Here is a 15,591-nt window from a genome sequence, read left to right as displayed (position 1 = left end):
CAAAAAACTTGGGTCTGAAGCCCCGTCCTTCTAGGACGGCTTTCTTTGGTTGTTGATGTACTGTAAAGAGTGTTTCGATGGACGCGCGGCCAACGGATGCAGCAAAGTAACTAGGACTCCATAGTGCGGTCTTCCCATTTGGTTTAAGGTATCCATTTTGTCCATATCTGCGACTTGATACCCCTTTAAGGCTGTTAACTATTTGAGAAATCGATAGTTTTGGGGGATATTCGACCAATATGTGACATGGTCAGACTCCCCATTAAATTCCCTGATCTCGAAATTCATTTTTTTAGCTACCTCTTTAAACGAGTCCTCAATAGTTTTGAGGCTTGCTGAGGCTAGCACTTTTTATCGATATTTTGTGACACATATTAAGCACCTACACAGAATTAATTACCGACTCGCAATCTCTGTAACCTTTACATTGTAAGGCTTTGATTTTTATGAAATGTGTAATTAATTTTGTGTACCTGCTTAGATGCATTTGCTGGCTTTGTAATACTGTGTCGTTCTTTCCGGAAAGTCATTGTCAAATCTTGTAGACTACACTATAATCATAGTACATACCTATTCAGTATATTAAATTGAAAGCCAGATACCAGTACCGTTTTTATCCAACAGACCAACAAAAGCAGGACTTAGCCAGATTATTTGGCTGTGTCCGGGTGGTCTGGAACGATGCTTTGGCTATTTGCAAAAAATCTAACAAGGTATTAAAGTCTGGAGATTTACAAAAGTTAGTAATTACTCAAGCAAAGAAGACAGAAGAAAGACAATGGTTATCCGAGGTATCTGTTGTTCCTTTGCAACAGTCTGTTGCTGACTTGGGAGTTGCTTTTAAAAACTTTTTTGATTCTCGAAAAGGCAAAAGAAAAGGTGGTCATGTTAAGTCTCCACGATTCAAAAAACGATCTCATCAACAAACGGCACGGTTAACTCGTAGAGGTTTCTCTATCCAAGGCGATGGAGTTTATCTGGCCAAAATTGGGGTAGTTAAGCCAATTTGGTCTAGAGATCTGCCTTTCGGCAAAGCCGACGCTACGCGAACAGATCCAAGCTCGGTTACCATCATCAAGGACTGTGCCAATAATTACTTTTTGAGTTTTGTAGTAGATATTGAGCCTGTTCAAATCAATGCCAAGAATCAAAGCATTGGGATCGATCTAGGTATCAAAACTTTCGCTGTAATGAGCGATGGGACTTATGCTAAGAGTCCTGACTACTCAAAGTTAGATCGAAAGTTACGCAAAACTCAACGAAAATTTGCTAAACAACCCAAGGGGTCGAACCGGAAAGAACGAACTCGCATCAAGATCGCTAAACTCAATAACAAAATCGCCAACAAAAGAAAAGACTTCCTGCACAAACTGTCAACAAAAATAGTTAGCGAAAACCAAGTAATTGTTTTGGAAGACTTGAATGTATCAGGAATGGTCAAAAACCGTAAATTGGCACGAGCTATCAGTCAGCAAGGTTGGTCGGAGTTTAGGACTCTTTGTGATGGGAAATCAGAAAAATATGGCAGAGATTTTCGAGTTATAAGCCGTTGGGAACCCACTAGTCAAATCTGCTCAGATTGTGGGTTTAAGTGGGGTAAGCTCGATTTATCTGTACGTTCAATACTCTGTGTTAGCTGTGGAACTGAACAAGACAGAGACGAGAACGCTGCCAGAAATATAGAAAAGGTCGGCATGGGGCATCGGCACGACCAAAAACGGACAAGGAGGGATGGTAAGACTGTTTCGACAGCACAACCCGATGATCTGTCAAGAATCACCGCTCTTCCAGGGCGGTGAGTATGTCAACACATTGCTTCACCCTTAAGTAAATTTGTCAATAACCCTTGCTTCTCTAACCGCGCACAAATAGCACTGAAAGGACTGCCAGCGTTATAACTAGGATTCGAGCTTGGACCACCACTATGATGCAGGGCTACTAAATTCCAGTTAATATCAAAACATGGAGAACCAGAGGAACCGGGTTCGGTATTGGTTTTATACTTAACCATGGTACCATTATCGTTAATAGTAATAATAGCTTCCGTGTCAAAGGCCAATTTTAAGGGTTCAGCATTGGGATGCTGCACTATAAACAGTGGAGTATCGCGCAAAAACTGATAATATGGCTCTTGTGGTAACTCAATCCACTGGCGCTTGGGAGAATTGGGATCAGGATTTTTCCCAATCGGTTCTTCCCCAGGAACTCCATCTACTCTCAGCAAGGCATAATCCAATTCGTCAGGGGTTGGTAATGGATTGTTAGTATAAGGACTTTGATCAATTAGCCAGTCATCCTCTACTAAGCGATACTCCTTACCAGGATTGATAACTTTACCATCCCCTAACTGCTTGTAGTCAAAACGCAGGATAACATTACTAGAGGTTGCTTGTTCTAAAATTACCGATTCCACCACATGGTAATTAGTAATAACCACATTGGGCGCAATCAGAAAACCTGTCCCAAATTCACGACTATTATCGTTATTCGTAACTTCGACACGACAGACTTGCCCTTCAATTTGACCTAACTTTTCCCGCCACCGATTTACGTCTAAGAAAGAATTGCTTTTCTTAATCAGTCTTTCTAATCTACCTCTTGCTGATAACGGTTGCGGCATAGGAATCGCCAGATTAAACTCCTGGGCAAAAGCGAATAACGCTGGGTTACCTGGATTTGATTCACGGGCACCTGCAATTAATTTATCAACCCATCCTTCTGCTTCTGCAGCTTCAATTAACCTAAACACAATTGCTTTTAAACCATCACCCATTGCTATGGCATTCAGGTTTTTATCAAGCTTGAATTTTACTACTTCAGCCAATCTTTGCTGATCGGGAAAAGCGGCAATTAAAGCATCTCTTAATTGTTGATATTGCTGTCCGGTTAGTGTCATATAGCGTTTTCATTGGAGTTGTGAACAGAATCCCTAAGGGAAAGGCAAGAGGCAAGAGGCAAGAGGCAAGAGGCAAGTGCGTTCGCGTAGCGTGACCTACGGTCAATCGCGTAGCGTAGCCCTTCGGGCTAATCGCTTTTAGCGGAAGCTGAGGCCTTTGGCCAATCGCTCTTGTATGGTGCGAAGCATGAAATGTAACGCACCATCTATAAGCTGTTGTGCCTTTAAACTGTATATTAATCAGATCAAATAAAAAAAATCTATCCCAGTCATCTTTTGCCTTTTGCCTTTTGCCTTTTGCCTAGCTAAAACCCATTTTAAATGCGTTTTAGCTTATCATAACCCTGTGTTAACCCTTGCTCTTCCAAGCAAAAGCTTTAACGAGCTTGCCTTCAAAAGGCTTACCTTTTAGCATACGGTTCCAGTAAAGCCAGGGAAGGAGATTGCGCTTGACCAACCACATGCTGAAGCGTTCTTTAGCAGGATTGAACGGGAAACTTGTATCAATGTTCTTGTCATAGTCAAACTCGGCCATCACTGCAGAATTATATCCAGTAATCAAAGGACAACAGGTGTAGCCATTATATTTATCAGTTTGAGCTTGAGAATTAATCACAGCCAGAAGATTCTCAACTAAAACAGGGGCTTGACCTCGAACCGCTGCCGCTGTTCTGGAAGTTGGTAAAGATGAGGCATCTCCGAGACTGAATACGTTAGGGTAACGATTATGTTGGAGGGTATCTTTATCCACATCAACCCAACCTTTTTTGGGGCCATCCTGTACTGCAAGAAGACTGTTTTTGATAAAATCAGGCGCACTCATGGGCGGAGTGACATGAATCATGTCGTAATGAATGCTAACTTCCTGAACACTATCGTCTTTGGTAACCTCAAAGATAGCCTCCTGAGTATCAGGCTTAATTTCCTTGAGATTGTGATGGAAGTTAACTTGAATCCCGCGACGGTCAACAACCTGCTCTAGAGTCTCGCAATACTCTGGCACAGCAAAAATCTTGCCACCGGCGGTACAGAACAGCACCTGGGTATTCACCCCAACGCCACTCTTACTCTTAAATACATCATCAGCCATGTACATAATCTTCTGAGGAGCACCAGCACATTTGATCGGAGTGCCCGGTTGGGTGAAAATGGCCGTACCGCCTTTGAAATTTTGAATCGTCTCCCAGGTGTACGGTGCGAAATCTTTGGAATAGTTACTGCTGACACTCCCTTTGCCCAGAGCCTCTTTCAGACCTTTAATCCCATGCCAGTCAATCTGGATGCCAGGGCAGAGTACTAAATAGTTATAGTTGACACGGATACCCTTACGGGTGATGATCATATTGTTGTCTGGATCTAAGGTTTCCCCATAATCCTGAATCCATGTTGTGCCCTCGGGCAAGCAACTTTTCTCATCACGAACGGTCTCCTCTAGTTTAAAGACACCACCACCGACTAAGGTCCAACCGGGCTGGTAGTAGTGCTTGTCAGATGGTTCGATAATAGCGATATCCAATGCCTTGTTGCGAGTGAGCAACTGAGCTGCCACAGTGATACCTGCAGCACCTCCTCCAACTATAACGATTTGATGTTGTATCGCTTTACTTTCTGGCAGAGTCTCAACAGGGGTAGTTGTTTCAGTAGTTACGGACATATTTCCAAAATTATAAGTTTTCCTTGCAATCAAGCGGTTTAAATGTAGCAAAAAGCCGGTTGCTTAATAATGGAATAATTGTAATATTGAACTCTCCCCGCTTTAAAAAGACAGGGATTCTAAGCTGATATCACTACGCGGGTTGAAACCGCGCTTGGTGCGCTTTCCTATGGCGAATGAGATTACGGGGTCGCACCTCTGCGTGATGCTTACAATACTGACTAGATAGAGAATCCAATCTGTACCGTTGTGGCAGGTTCAAAGCTGCCCTACCGACCTCGGCTAGGTCAACCCCTAGCTGTGTCGCTACTTTGCGCAAAATATTACATGCGCCATTACAATCTGCGTTAATTAACTCGTTATTAGCTGACCGATAGAGACCACGTCTAATTCGCTTTCCAGAAGGCTTCCACCCCTTGGGTTTCGCACCAAGTGTAGGTAGAAAATCATTATCTAGAAAACTGGCGAGGCTGGTGTAACTTTCCTCAGTCTCAACAAACTTAATACCGTGTTGAATGCACAGCTGCTCAATACAATTTTTTAATCTGGCTGTGGGAATCTGAACAAACTCTTGATTATTCTTCTTCCCAATGTTGATGCTGTCTTTATTCCGTTGGTTCCAACCAAAAACAACGGTGCTAACTTGATGTCTTAGGCACCAATTAACGACAAACCTGGCGACTTTATTAATATTGTCACGCATCTGTCGATTACGCTTCTCAGTCAAAAAGGCCAGGGGTTCATCCCAATAATCTTGTGGCTTACCTTTCTTTATCTTGCTTACCTGCTTGTTGTACCACTGATTTTGGGACTTTACCTTTCTCCCATCAATAATGAATGACTTCCCAGTGGTTGAAACACAAGTCAGCCAATTATTAAGTCCTGGGTCAATCCCTAAGACGTTATTGGTCAATGGTACTGGTTCAATATCTGGTTGTTCATACACGAATTCTAAATAAAAATAGCCATTCCTGGGGACAAATCGAAACTCTTTTATTGATTTGTAGTCAAGATTGGATGGCATCGGAAGGAGAAAATGGTCAATTCCAAACCAGGCTTTGACCTGTTTTCCCAAAGTGAATTTAAGTTGACCTTTTACCAGCTTCACCCATCGGGCCGGGTAGCTGACTACAGCCATTCCTCCCTTCTTACGGTATTTTGGGACTCTAGGCTTGTCAGTTAGTTGACCTTTAAGGTAGAGCTTACTTAAAGCTTTATAGGAGTTAAAAGACTCAATAACTCCGTGTAGTGCTTGTTGTGCGCAAGCCGACCTCATAGCCTTGAAATGGACATTGGTCTTGAGTATCTTATCTAGTTCAGCATTATTCAGATACTTCCCAGCCTTGAACAACATTTGACGGCAATAATATATGCCACAATTAGTTAGCTTGTTAGCTTCTGAACAAATAAATTCTATGACCGCCCTATTTTCAAGACTTGTGGTTATCAGATGTTGCTGGCAACCGTACATTTCATCGACCTTTTTGCTGTGTTATCTTACTTGTATACCCCAATAAGTAAGGTGTCAAGTAAATGCCAGGAAAAACTCTCAAGAAAATGGGTTGACCAAGCTGACACGGCGAGGGGAAAAAGTCTTAGAGCGTTACAGCAACTTCGGAAGCCTGGAACGGATTAAAAGCGATGCAGCGCGGTCTTGGGGAGGCAGCGCGGTCTTGGGGGTCCCCCCATGAGCGACTGCCGTGGTTTCCCCCACTCGCGCTTTGCATGGCTGACAGAGATGGCAGCAGCCTCAGGGTTAAGTCTTTCTGAATTCCTGGAGAGGCGTTGTTGGACAAAGAGACTGCCGTGATCCGATTAGGCTTTGCCGAACGCGCCCCGCGTGGCCTTCGGCCTCCCCTGCGCGAACGCCGGGATAAATCCCGGCACGCTCCCCGCCCACTCAATAAATTAAGTGGCTAACTCTCGCTTGTTATTTTTCTGTTTTGTATAATGAGCATCAGGCATGAAACTGGCATCTTGGCAGTTTCATGCTTATTTTCGTGCGGGCAGGATGCCCACTCTACTTATAGCTACGATAAACTATATATATATTTGACTAATTACTCATATATAAATATTTAAATTTTTCTTTGCAAAACACCATCTTGACCTTGATGTTTTTATTACTATATAGTGATATAACTGAAAAACGAAAAAAAGGTCTCCTAAACACTAGAGAAAGACAGCGATGTTATTTCGTCAACTGTTTGATCAAGACACCTGGACATACACCTATTTGGTAGCTGACTCCAGCACAAAGGAGGCTGTTCTGATTGACCCTGTTCTGGAGCAGGTGGAGCGTGATTCTCAGCTACTCCAAGAACTCGGTCTCACGTTGAGATTTTGTCTAGAAACTCACATTCACGCGGATCACATTACTGGAACTGGAAAACTTCGAGAATTGACTGGGTGTAAGGGAATTGTTCCAGAAAATGCCACTGCTGCTTGTGCAGATCGACATGTTAAAGATGGTGAAATTTTACAGGTCGGCAGCTTGGAAATTAAGGCAATTGAAACCCACGGTCATACCGATAGCCACATGGCTTACTTGGTAAACCAGACTCACCTGTTCACAGGAGATGCCTTGTTTATCCGAGGCTGTGGTAGAACCGATTTCCAAAATGGTGATGCTGGCAAACTTTATGATAACGTCACCCAGCGACTGTTTACATTGCCGGATCAGACATTGGTTTACCCAGGACATGACTACAAGGGGCATACTGTATCCACCATCGGTGAAGAAAAGCGTTTTAATCCTCGTTTTGTGGGTAAAGATCGCAATAGCTTTATCGAGTTTATGAACAATCTCAATTTGCCAGATCCTAAAAAGATGATGGAAGCCGTTCCAGCCAATGAAGAATGTGGGCAAGTTGCACAAGTTGCCTAAGATGTCTGGTCTCTAGGGAGACAACACATATAGCAATTCTCAGAGTCATGAGCGACATTGCTTATCCCTTTAAGGCAATAGGCAATAGGCAATAGGCAATAGGCAATAGTAAAGAGGGTTTTAAGCGATGCAGAGGTGCGCTTTCTTATCCCCCACACCCTACACCCCACCCCCTATACCCCACACCTCACGTCTTTGTTAAAAACCTACCCCTGTGAGCTACTCCCTACTCCCTATTCCCTATAGCCTATTCAAAAAATAGCTTTCAGGAAAATATTCACTAATCATCATCACCGATTGGCGATTAGAAAAGACGCAATAGGTACGAAACAGTAAATTTGCTTCCGGTTCAATCTGGAAATAATCAGCTAATTCGTTAGCAGGCTTTTTGCCAGTATCCACAATTTCTTTAAAGGTCTCGAATCTCTGCTCTCGCCAGATTTTGCCGATGGGGCTTTTAGTTTTTAGTAAATCTTTTTGAAAGTACTCATCTAGGCGATCAATAACAATAATTGACTCAGCATAAATATAATTTTTGCGACTTATTTTACCCTGTAATAGTATTTTTCTATCAAGTACTGAACTTCCTTTATCTAATTCCATTGGTTCGATATCATCAGTTGTTGTTACCAACTCTTCAGACAACTTAACTAGACGAATCTGTTCAAACAGATAGGCTTCCAACATATCTGTTACTGTGCCATCTGTCGTTAATAGAATTCTTTGAAAAATACTCAGAGTCGAGGGGTCTATATAACTTCGAGTTAGGGATTGCTGTAGATCATTTCTCATTTTTAATAGCAATTATTATTGGGGTGAGGTATTAATTATTGGGTCTTAGGGAGTAGGGAGCAGGGAGCAGGGAGTAGGGAGTAGGGAGTAGGGAGTAGGGAGTGTGCGGAGTGTGCGGAGTGTGCGGAGGGTGGGAAGTGTGGGGAGTAAGAGTTGTGAAGACCCCCTTTGGCTGACTGCATCGCTTTTTTATAACACCAAAAAATTTTCCAAGCTCTTTCCTACTGCTCCGAAGTCCCTGCTCGCTGCTCCCTATTCCCTATTCCCAGATCCGCTGTTCCCTGGGCTATTTTACAAATACTTCCGCAATATCAACTCCAACTTCTCCTTAGTTGCTTCTGGAGCTTGATCTAAGGGAGTGAAAATGGCATGCTTCAAGGCGGAATGGGCTTTAGAAACCGGTGGATTTTCAACTAACCGGCGCACTGTCTCTTGAATCACCTTCTGAGCATTAATCGCATTGCGATTTAGATTATCAAGTATCATATTAACGGTGACATGGTCATGATCCTCATGCCAGCAATCATAATCGGTAACTAGGGCTAGGGTAGCATAGGCAATTTCTGCCTCCCGTGCTAACTTGGCCTCTGGCAAATTGGTCATGCCAATTACTTTTGCGCCCCAACTCCGGTAGAGATTAGATTCGGCCATGGTGGAAAATGCTGGCCCTTCCATGCACAGATAAGTGCCACTGTTATGTACGGTCACCTCTGGTAACTCCAAACTTGCGATCGCATCCACTAAAATTCCCGCCAGTTGGTTGCACACCGGGTGTCCAAACCCAATATGAGCCACAATCCCGTCCCCGAAAAAGGTCGAAACCCGATTCTTCGTGCGGTCAATAAACTGATCCGGTACCAGCATATCTAAGGGTTTGACCTCTTCCTGGAGAGAACCCACTGCTGAGGCAGAGATGATATACTCCACGCCTAACTGCTTCATGGCATAGATATTGGCTCGGAAGGGTAACTCGGAAGGCATCAAATGATGATTGCGACCATGACGAGCTAGGAAAGCTACAGTAGTTCCTTCTAAGGTTCCCACCATCAAGGCATCGGACGGAGGACCAAAGGGGGTGTCAATCGGTACCTCCTGCACATCCTGGAGAGCAGCCATTTTGTAAAGTCCGCTACCGCCAATAATCCCAATTTGTGCTTTCACCATGGTGTTTGTTCTTACTCTGCCTCAGTCCAACGCTTTGTTATTTTACCAATTGTATTAATTTTTGTTAAGGGATTTTAAAATACAGAGTGATGTTCCGATGCAATAGTTGTGCCTTATGTCTGACCAACCCCTTGGTAAACCTCGTCCTCTGGTAAAAGTGATCCTGCTATCGGTAGCCACATTAATGGTCTATTACAGTTGGTACAAGTGGATCATTCACGAAGAGTTGCGACACTATAACAATTCTGGTTGGTCCGGTAACCTGTGTTTACTACCTTTCCTTTTAGGTGTCGCCGTTCCACAAGCGCTATGGATATTAGATCCTGATGTTCCTGGCTGGTTTGGTTGGTTTTCCCTACTCGGTATAGTTTGGATTTACATTGTGCAGTTTAGGCTTTACCGCACAATTAATGAGCTGTATCGACGAGAAGGACTCACAGAACCTCTGGTAGTGTGGTGGATTTTTATACCTGGCTTAAATTTAATAGTGGGATTAAAGCAAATTCATGTCCTGAGCAAGTTTTGGGAAATGAAACAGGAAACTATACCGGACGGGGCTATTTTGAAACTAAAATCCCTAAAATCTTAAACCAAATCCACCTTGAACAGAGGCAGCGACGCCGCCACCCTCCCGATAGGCATCAAAAGCAATAATCGCATTACCAAACAAAACCGTTTGGCTATTAGGGATCATAAAATCAATACCAGGTTGTATAGCAAAACTGGTCTTATCTCCTACTGGTGACGGAGAGTGACCGCTAGCAAATACAGCTCCTGCTCCTAAGTAAGCATCGGTTTGCCAGTTAAGGGGGAAATCGTAGGAAATTGTTGGCACAATAGCAGTACCAGCACCAATCAGGGCTTGTGTCCGGAAGGAAATGGGGATTTCTAGGAATTTGTAGCGAAATGCAATTACCCCACCAATTTGCTGACCCTCTCCATCATCATCCTTTGTAATACCAAACGTAGGACCAATTCCCACATAACTTCCGTAGGCAGCTTGAGCAAATGCTGGTTGCGATTTAATCATTAAACTAGCCAGACTTCCCAGCACCAGCGTTCCTACTGTGGACAATAATCCAATAGTATTACCCATTTCCTCAACTCCTCAATACCTAATTCTAATGATGGCTGCTTTCTCGCTCATATTAGCTTAATTGCTGCGGTGAAACTAATATAGCAAAGGGGAATAGGGAACAGGGAATAGGCAAGAGGCAAGAGGCAAGAGGCAAGAGGCAAGAGGCAAGAGGCAAGAGAGTAAAAATTATTTGATTAGAATAGAAACCGCTATATACAGGTTGATGTTTTGTTCACTGTTGATAGTTAACTTTAAATTAAGGCAATCCATTAAGCAATCTATTCTGGTTAAGCGGGTTTTAAACTGAAGTCAACTCGAAGATAGTGAATCGACTCAGTAGCTTTTTAATTTATGCGTTCGCGTAGCGGCTCTTTCAGAGCATCGCTAATTTTTTGACAAGAGAAAAAATTGAGCCTACTTTATTTTTTACCACTTCTTTCTTCCCACTTGTTTCTTACTTGCTGGGTGCATCTCCTAAAAGCTTTTTGATCCGGTGGGTGGAACGGGCATCTTGCCCGTTACAAAATGACGGCGAGCCTTTTGGTGGTGCGTTACGGGGCGGACTATCCCAACGCTGGCTACGAGGGGAAAAATAAGGGCAAGTCCGCCCCTACGGACTTTCTAAACTCGCGAAGAGGCGGAAAATGAGGGGGAGCCTTTTGGTGGTGCGTTACGGGGCGGACTATCCCAACGCTGGCTACGAGGGGAAAAATAAGGGCAAGTCCGCCCCTAACGCACCCTACGCACTTCCCACTTGTTTTTTCCTTGTTCCCTATTCCCTATTCCCTGTTCCCTATTCCCTGTTCCCTGTTCCCTGTTCCCTATTCCCTACTCCCTACTCCCTACTTAAAATAAAATTACAAACATCTAGGATGAAGTCCACCATAGGTACAAATATATCGAAGTTGCTGCTCATCTAAATTTTTAACATTGGTAAAATCAACCCCCCTAATCCTGGCTAAATGCGATTTAGGTGGAGGCAAAGTAATAAATTGATTAGCCTTGGTCTGTTTAGCCATAGCAAAGGTAACTCCCAGAAAATCGGCTCCAGCTAAATTAGCCCCTCGCAAATCTGCAGCACTTAGATTAGCGTAACGTAGCTTAGCATTTGACAGCTGAGCATTGCGTAAATTAGCCCCTACCAATTGGGTTGAATTTAAATCAACATTTTTGAGATTAGCATTACTCAAATTTGCCCTAGAAAGATTCGATCCTTGCCAGCTTGATTGACTTAAATCAGCAGAAGAGAAATCACTCCCCACAGCACTAACTTTGCCCAAACGAGCACCATGAAGACTAGAGAGACTGAATTTTGCTTCCCCCAAATTGGCTCCTGTGAGGCTAGCATTTTCTAAGATAGCTCTACGGAAATCAGCATTAATCAGCTGGGCACTGCTGAGATTCGCACCGATCAGGCTGCCGTTATAAAACCTTGCTCGGTTCAGGGTTGCCCCAATTAAATTAGTGCGATTCATCAAGACATTATCGAGAATAGCGCCAGTCAGGTTAACTTCCCTGAGATCAGCTCCGCTAAAGTCGCTGACCCAATCATCAAACGTGCCAAAATGTTCATCCTCACCAGGGCCATAGAAGCGACTACCCTGCAAATTAGCACCGGACAAATCAGCGTAGCGGAAATTAATGCCCGACAAATTCAGGTTGTCCAGAATGGGATTAAAATAGCCATAACCCTGATTAACCTTACTGAGGTTAATATTACTCAGGTTAGCATTATGCACTTGACCGTCGTAGATAGTCAGAATTTTCGAGATAGCTTGCTTAGTTGCTCGGTGCCGCACCGCTAGCACTTCCCCAACCCCTGGTTTACCTTCCCTGGTTAAGGTTTTCTGGTCGTAGCCCACGGATTGATTCAATACTCGTAAATGGGGAAGCGGTTGAACGCCTTTACTGACCAAGGTTTGTTGGAGGGTATCAATCAAGCTAGGGGTATTTTCCTGACCCAGCAAATCCACCAGAAACGGTACAGCACGATGGTCGTCTATCCTACCTAGAGCCAGAATTGATCCCAAACGTTCTTCTTGAGCCGTGCTCTCAGTGGAGCTTAATTGTTTCACTAAGGTCAGAAAGACCTGATTCTTCTGCTGATTGAACGCTCGCCAATTTGCTTGACTTTGAATATAGATTTGGGTCCCCACAAACGTGCCCAGTACAGACCCCATGCCGCCAAAGGTAACAATTACCAGAGTAAGACCGGGATGTCGGCGCATCCACAACCAAAGATTGGGGGAGTGCTGTTGAGATTTTGAAATCAGGGTAATGGTAGTAACTGTTCCGCTACGGTAACCCGAGGTAGCTTCCTGGTGATTAGACCATTGCCCATCAGTGTCCTCCTCTAGCTCAACCTCTTCATACTCTTGAGACCATTGCTCATCAGTGTCCTCCTCTAGCTCAACGTCTTCATACTCTGGTGAGGGGGAGGATTCAAAACTTGACCAGTACGGCAAGAGCAACCGAGAGGAATCCGAGACATAAGTTCCGGCTATGTAGTCGTGGAGGCTGCGATGTTGAGCATTTAATACAGAACTAAAACTCTCTGCCAATAGCATCAATCCTGCCAATCCCAACAAAATTAACAAGTCAGGAAACGCTCCAGTATAGCGCCAGAGTAAATAAGCACTTCCCAGTGGTAATCCCCAGCGTCCCACTGCCTCACGCCACACCGCACCCATCAAACCAGGCGGTTTTCCCGAGGTGGTAACCACTCGCACTCCAAACCAACCTTTGGGAGTAGTTTGACCAGTTTTTCCCAGCAGATAAAGTTGCCATAGGGTTACTCCTACTGGCATCACTAAGGAAGCACACCAAAAAAAATTGGTCAGGGGAGTGACTCGCTTGGTTAGTTGTAGGCGCGGGTAAGCTAGAGTTTTTGCGATCGCATTCTGGGTTGCCCCCAACACTGGGTTAAGGGGAACCGGTTCTGCCTTCGAGTATTTTTCTGCATACAAACCAATCCCGTAAGGGAGCAGCGCACTGGTAGTTACCAGCGAGACTTCCAAAAGCGCTGCCACGCAACGCCTAGTCACCAGTGGCAGAACCAAGTTCAGTCGCAGCGGAAAATACCAGCTACCTTCTCGATGTTGACCTGTTTTTAGAGTGGGGCTAGCCATATTCAATGCTCAGGCTGCGATTTGTGGCTTTTTAATGACTGTGAACACTGATTTCAAGGAGCAGTAAGCAAATTCCCCGAGATTATAGCAGATTTTGGTTGATACCGTTTTTTGGGCAAACACCTGATGACTATGTTTAACTATGTCTAGACTTAACCGGTTGAATACCGGCAATAGCACTGAACTGCTATGAAATCAGCCTCATTATTATATAGCAGTTTTAAATTGGGTGAGGTACCCGTCAGCTAAAGGCCTTTGGCCACGCTACGCGAACAGCAGTCAGCCTTCAGCCCTCAGCCCTTAGCCCTCAGCCTTCAGCCTTTTAATGCTAGCTGATAACTGATAGCTGATAACTGATAGCTGATAACTGATAGCTGATAGCTTACCCGAAACAAATTTAATTCGAGATAGTCAAATAATATAGAACAAGTGTATTAGTAATAGAACACAAGACTTTAGGGTATGACAATGACTAAACTATTCCCACAGTGGATGATTGTTCCAATCACCCTAACTGTAAGCTTAACTAGCCCTGGTATCGCCAGCGCCGAAACCATCAACCTTCAGCCTGGATTCCAGCCTGATCCGATCGTAGTGACTGGAAACTCTGGAGGATCAAATAAGAGCCAATGCGGTATGGTTAGTACCCAGCCCAATCATGTGATTAATTTGAACCAAGATTTTACCTACTTGCGCTTCAACCTAGAAAGCCAAGGCCAGCCCACTCTATTGATTCAGGAGCCAAATGGTACCTCATGTACACAGGCCGATAATTTATCTGGGGGCAATATTGTTAAAATCGGATATTGGGAGCAAGGCAGCTACTCATTCTACGTTGGCGATCGCAATGGTGAACAGCATCCTTATACCTTATCGATCACGAAAACTCCCTAATACCAGCATGGCGAATTAAATCTATATGAATATTAATTTATTTTCACAAAAATTATTCTCTTATTAGATTTATCTAATAAGAGAATTACTATACTTAGTTGTATTCACAAGATATATGAACATATTGCCATGTTGAATAAACTGAGTATTTTATCTGTTGCAACCATTGCAAGTATAACCATAAACCAAGGATTAGCTTATGCTGGCTTCGGAGATGGAGGTAGTACAGGTTGGAATGCTGTTAGTAGTAATAGTCAGTCAAGCTGTGCCAATAAAGCTTTAGAAAAAATGACAACTTTTGTAAATAACGGAGATGTCCAATTTGTTCCAGGATGGAAATCACGTTTTAAAATAGGAAATACAGTTATTTTAAATGTTCTATGTAGTCCAGATGGTAATTATGTCACGGTAAGTGTTTTTTGTATTAATGATTGTAGCAGCAGAACTATAGGTCTTCGTAAAAGAATAGATGGAGCTATGAATTGGTGAAGTACCCCAGCCTCAGCGTTCGGGTAGCGTGACCAAAGGTCAAGCAGGTTGGGGTACTTCACAAGTTCAACACTCAAGAATGATTGTATGCAAGCCTTTTGCCTGACAACTGCGGCGAAGTCTATTGGTGATTAGCGATTACTCTAATCTTCAATCTGCTGAACGGATACCTCAACCGCTTCCACATCAATGGTGCCTGGAGCTGCTAAGCGGTTAAAACGACCCTGTTCTATCTTCAAAACTTCCCCGCAACTGGGGCACTGACACTGGGTATTGTTAAACCCAGTAAACTCATAGGCACAGACTGGACATTGATCTTCTACTAGATTACGTCTGAGCCACCAGCGAACTCCGAACCAGGCAATCACTGGTGAGATGATTAAAAAAGCAATCAAAATCAAAAAACCATTGACTACCCATCCCAAGCCAACTGTGCCTAGCAAGAAACAAGTTAAGAAGAACGCTAGCCAACAGCCCATACCTGACAGGTTGAACTGAAACTGTCTGGGGGTATTTTGATTCACAGTTTTCTTTTAAAAATAACAAATATGATCGGGTAGTTATATCCTAGTTCAGATTCGTCTTAACTTGAAGAGAAATTACCCCTCG

16 protein-coding genes and 1 pseudogene are annotated in these 15,591 nt (G+C 43.6%); 6 read left to right on the top strand and 11 right to left on the bottom strand.

The features are described from left to right. Positions 1 to 30: 30 nt before the first annotated feature. A pseudogene (tnpA, locus tag BJP34_RS06200) lies at positions 31 to 393 on the bottom strand (IS200/IS605 family transposase). A gap of 194 nt (positions 394 to 587) precedes the next feature. Between tnpA and BJP34_RS06195 the strand changes: the two are divergent. Beyond that, the gene (locus tag BJP34_RS06195; RefSeq protein ID WP_070391589.1) at positions 588 to 1,799 is read left to right on the top strand and encodes an RNA-guided endonuclease InsQ/TnpB family protein; all 1,212 of its coding nucleotides are present in this window, start codon (positions 588 to 590) and stop codon (positions 1,797 to 1,799) included. Between the two features lie 5 nt (positions 1,800 to 1,804). On the opposite strand, the gene BJP34_RS06190 is transcribed toward BJP34_RS06195, so the two are convergent. The 4 genes from BJP34_RS06190 to BJP34_RS38875 all read right to left on the bottom strand — a co-directional run bounded on the left by BJP34_RS06190 (position 1,805) and on the right by BJP34_RS38875 (position 6,346). After that, a complete protein-coding gene (locus BJP34_RS06190; protein ID WP_070391588.1) occupies positions 1,805 to 2,896 on the bottom strand; it encodes an effector-associated domain EAD1-containing protein in 1,092 nt (363 codons plus the stop codon). Positions 2,897 to 3,245: 349 nt separating this feature from the next. Further along, on the bottom strand, positions 3,246 to 4,550 hold the full coding sequence (locus BJP34_RS06185; protein WP_070391587.1) for an NAD(P)/FAD-dependent oxidoreductase: 1,305 nt from the start codon (positions 4,548 to 4,550) through the stop codon (positions 3,246 to 3,248). Between the two features lie 133 nt (positions 4,551 to 4,683). Continuing rightward, on the bottom strand, positions 4,684 to 6,021 hold the full coding sequence (locus BJP34_RS06180; protein WP_070391586.1) for an RNA-guided endonuclease InsQ/TnpB family protein: 1,338 nt from the start codon (positions 6,019 to 6,021) through the stop codon (positions 4,684 to 4,686). A 124-nt stretch (positions 6,022 to 6,145) separates the two neighbouring features. After that, on the bottom strand, positions 6,146 to 6,346 hold the full coding sequence (locus tag BJP34_RS38875) for a hypothetical protein (RefSeq protein WP_149030828.1): 201 nt from the start codon (positions 6,344 to 6,346) through the stop codon (positions 6,146 to 6,148). Positions 6,347 to 6,738: 392 nt separating this feature from the next. On the opposite strand from BJP34_RS38875, the gene BJP34_RS06175 reads away from it, so the two are divergent. Then, positions 6,739 to 7,437, top strand: a complete 699-nt coding sequence (locus BJP34_RS06175; protein ID WP_070391585.1) for an MBL fold metallo-hydrolase — start codon at positions 6,739 to 6,741, stop codon at positions 7,435 to 7,437. Between the two features lie 240 nt (positions 7,438 to 7,677). On the opposite strand, the gene BJP34_RS06170 is transcribed toward BJP34_RS06175, so the two are convergent. The 3 genes from BJP34_RS06170 to BJP34_RS06165 form a co-directional block, all read right to left on the bottom strand. Next, complete coding sequence (locus BJP34_RS06170; RefSeq protein WP_070391584.1) at positions 7,678 to 8,229, bottom strand: chorismate--pyruvate lyase family protein; 552 nt, start codon at positions 8,227 to 8,229, stop codon at positions 7,678 to 7,680. 35 nt (positions 8,230 to 8,264) lie between these two features. Beyond that, complete coding sequence (locus BJP34_RS38870; RefSeq protein ID WP_158517040.1) at positions 8,265 to 8,411, bottom strand: hypothetical protein; 147 nt, start codon at positions 8,409 to 8,411, stop codon at positions 8,265 to 8,267. A 109-nt stretch (positions 8,412 to 8,520) separates the two neighbouring features. After that, a complete protein-coding gene (locus BJP34_RS06165; RefSeq protein ID WP_070391583.1) occupies positions 8,521 to 9,393 on the bottom strand; it encodes an S-methyl-5'-thioadenosine phosphorylase in 873 nt (290 codons plus the stop codon). A gap of 115 nt (positions 9,394 to 9,508) precedes the next feature. On the opposite strand from BJP34_RS06165, the gene BJP34_RS06160 reads away from it, so the two are divergent. Next, positions 9,509 to 9,982: a hypothetical protein gene (locus BJP34_RS06160; RefSeq protein WP_070391582.1), complete on the top strand. Its 474-nt coding sequence runs from the start codon at positions 9,509 to 9,511 to the stop codon at positions 9,980 to 9,982. Here BJP34_RS06160 and BJP34_RS06155 read toward each other — a convergent pair. Beyond that, entirely contained in the window at positions 9,971 to 10,489 is a 519-nt protein-coding gene (locus tag BJP34_RS06155) for a hypothetical protein (protein ID WP_070391581.1), read from the bottom strand. The two genes, BJP34_RS06160 and BJP34_RS06155, sit on opposite strands and share 12 nt — an antisense overlap. Before the next feature lie 374 nt (positions 10,490 to 10,863). Between BJP34_RS06155 and BJP34_RS38865 the strand changes: the two genes are divergently transcribed. Further along, positions 10,864 to 11,067 carry a hypothetical protein gene (locus tag BJP34_RS38865; RefSeq protein WP_149030827.1) on the top strand — a complete coding sequence of 68 codons (204 nt, stop codon included), beginning with the start codon at positions 10,864 to 10,866 and terminating at the stop codon, positions 11,065 to 11,067. Positions 11,068 to 11,328: 261 nt separating this feature from the next. Here BJP34_RS38865 and BJP34_RS06150 read toward each other — a convergent pair whose 3' ends face one another. Beyond that, positions 11,329 to 13,599 carry a pentapeptide repeat-containing protein gene (locus tag BJP34_RS06150; protein ID WP_070391580.1) on the bottom strand — a complete coding sequence of 757 codons (2,271 nt, stop codon included), beginning with the start codon at positions 13,597 to 13,599 and terminating at the stop codon, positions 11,329 to 11,331. 468 nt (positions 13,600 to 14,067) lie between these two features. On the opposite strand from BJP34_RS06150, the gene BJP34_RS06145 reads away from it, so the two are divergent. Next, the gene (locus BJP34_RS06145; protein WP_070391579.1) at positions 14,068 to 14,493 is read left to right on the top strand and encodes a hypothetical protein; all 426 of its coding nucleotides are present in this window, start codon (positions 14,068 to 14,070) and stop codon (positions 14,491 to 14,493) included. A 129-nt stretch (positions 14,494 to 14,622) separates the two neighbouring features. Continuing rightward, positions 14,623 to 14,982 carry a hypothetical protein gene (locus tag BJP34_RS06140; RefSeq protein WP_070391578.1) on the top strand — a complete coding sequence of 120 codons (360 nt, stop codon included), beginning with the start codon at positions 14,623 to 14,625 and terminating at the stop codon, positions 14,980 to 14,982. Between the two features lie 143 nt (positions 14,983 to 15,125). On the opposite strand, the gene BJP34_RS06135 is transcribed toward BJP34_RS06140, so the two are convergent. Next, entirely contained in the window at positions 15,126 to 15,506 is a 381-nt protein-coding gene (locus BJP34_RS06135) for a hypothetical protein (RefSeq protein ID WP_070391577.1), read from the bottom strand. Positions 15,507 to 15,591 lie beyond the last annotated feature (85 nt).

Origin of the sequence: Moorena producens PAL-8-15-08-1, assembly GCF_001767235.1 — a bacterium.
Taxonomy (GTDB): domain Bacteria; phylum Cyanobacteriota; class Cyanobacteriia; order Cyanobacteriales; family Coleofasciculaceae; genus Moorena; species Moorena producens_A.
The sequence above is the reverse complement of the archived record's forward strand: the minus strand, read 5'-3'. Positions and strand labels throughout refer to the sequence as shown.

Coding starts and splice junctions, on each gene's coding strand:
- BJP34_RS06190 (WP_070391588.1), bottom strand. CDS start 2,896: ATGACACTAACCGGACAGCAATATCAACAATTAAGAGATGCTTTAATT.
- BJP34_RS06185 (WP_070391587.1), bottom strand. CDS start 4,550: ATGTCCGTAACTACTGAAACAACTACCCCTGTTGAGACTCTGCCAGAA.
- BJP34_RS06180 (WP_070391586.1), bottom strand. CDS start 6,021: ATGTACGGTTGCCAGCAACATCTGATAACCACAAGTCTTGAAAATAGG.
- BJP34_RS06175 (WP_070391585.1), top strand. CDS start 6,739: ATGTTATTTCGTCAACTGTTTGATCAAGACACCTGGACATACACCTAT.
- BJP34_RS06170 (WP_070391584.1), bottom strand. CDS start 8,229: ATGAGAAATGATCTACAGCAATCCCTAACTCGAAGTTATATAGACCCC.
- BJP34_RS38870 (WP_158517040.1), bottom strand. CDS start 8,411: ATGCAGTCAGCCAAAGGGGGTCTTCACAACTCTTACTCCCCACACTTC.
- BJP34_RS06165 (WP_070391583.1), bottom strand. CDS start 9,393: ATGGTGAAAGCACAAATTGGGATTATTGGCGGTAGCGGACTTTACAAA.
- BJP34_RS06160 (WP_070391582.1), top strand. CDS start 9,509: ATGTCTGACCAACCCCTTGGTAAACCTCGTCCTCTGGTAAAAGTGATC.
- BJP34_RS06155 (WP_070391581.1), bottom strand. CDS start 10,489: ATGGGTAATACTATTGGATTATTGTCCACAGTAGGAACGCTGGTGCTG.
- BJP34_RS06150 (WP_070391580.1), bottom strand. CDS start 13,599: ATGGCTAGCCCCACTCTAAAAACAGGTCAACATCGAGAAGGTAGCTGG.
- BJP34_RS06145 (WP_070391579.1), top strand. CDS start 14,068: ATGACTAAACTATTCCCACAGTGGATGATTGTTCCAATCACCCTAACT.
- BJP34_RS06140 (WP_070391578.1), top strand. CDS start 14,623: ATGTTGAATAAACTGAGTATTTTATCTGTTGCAACCATTGCAAGTATA.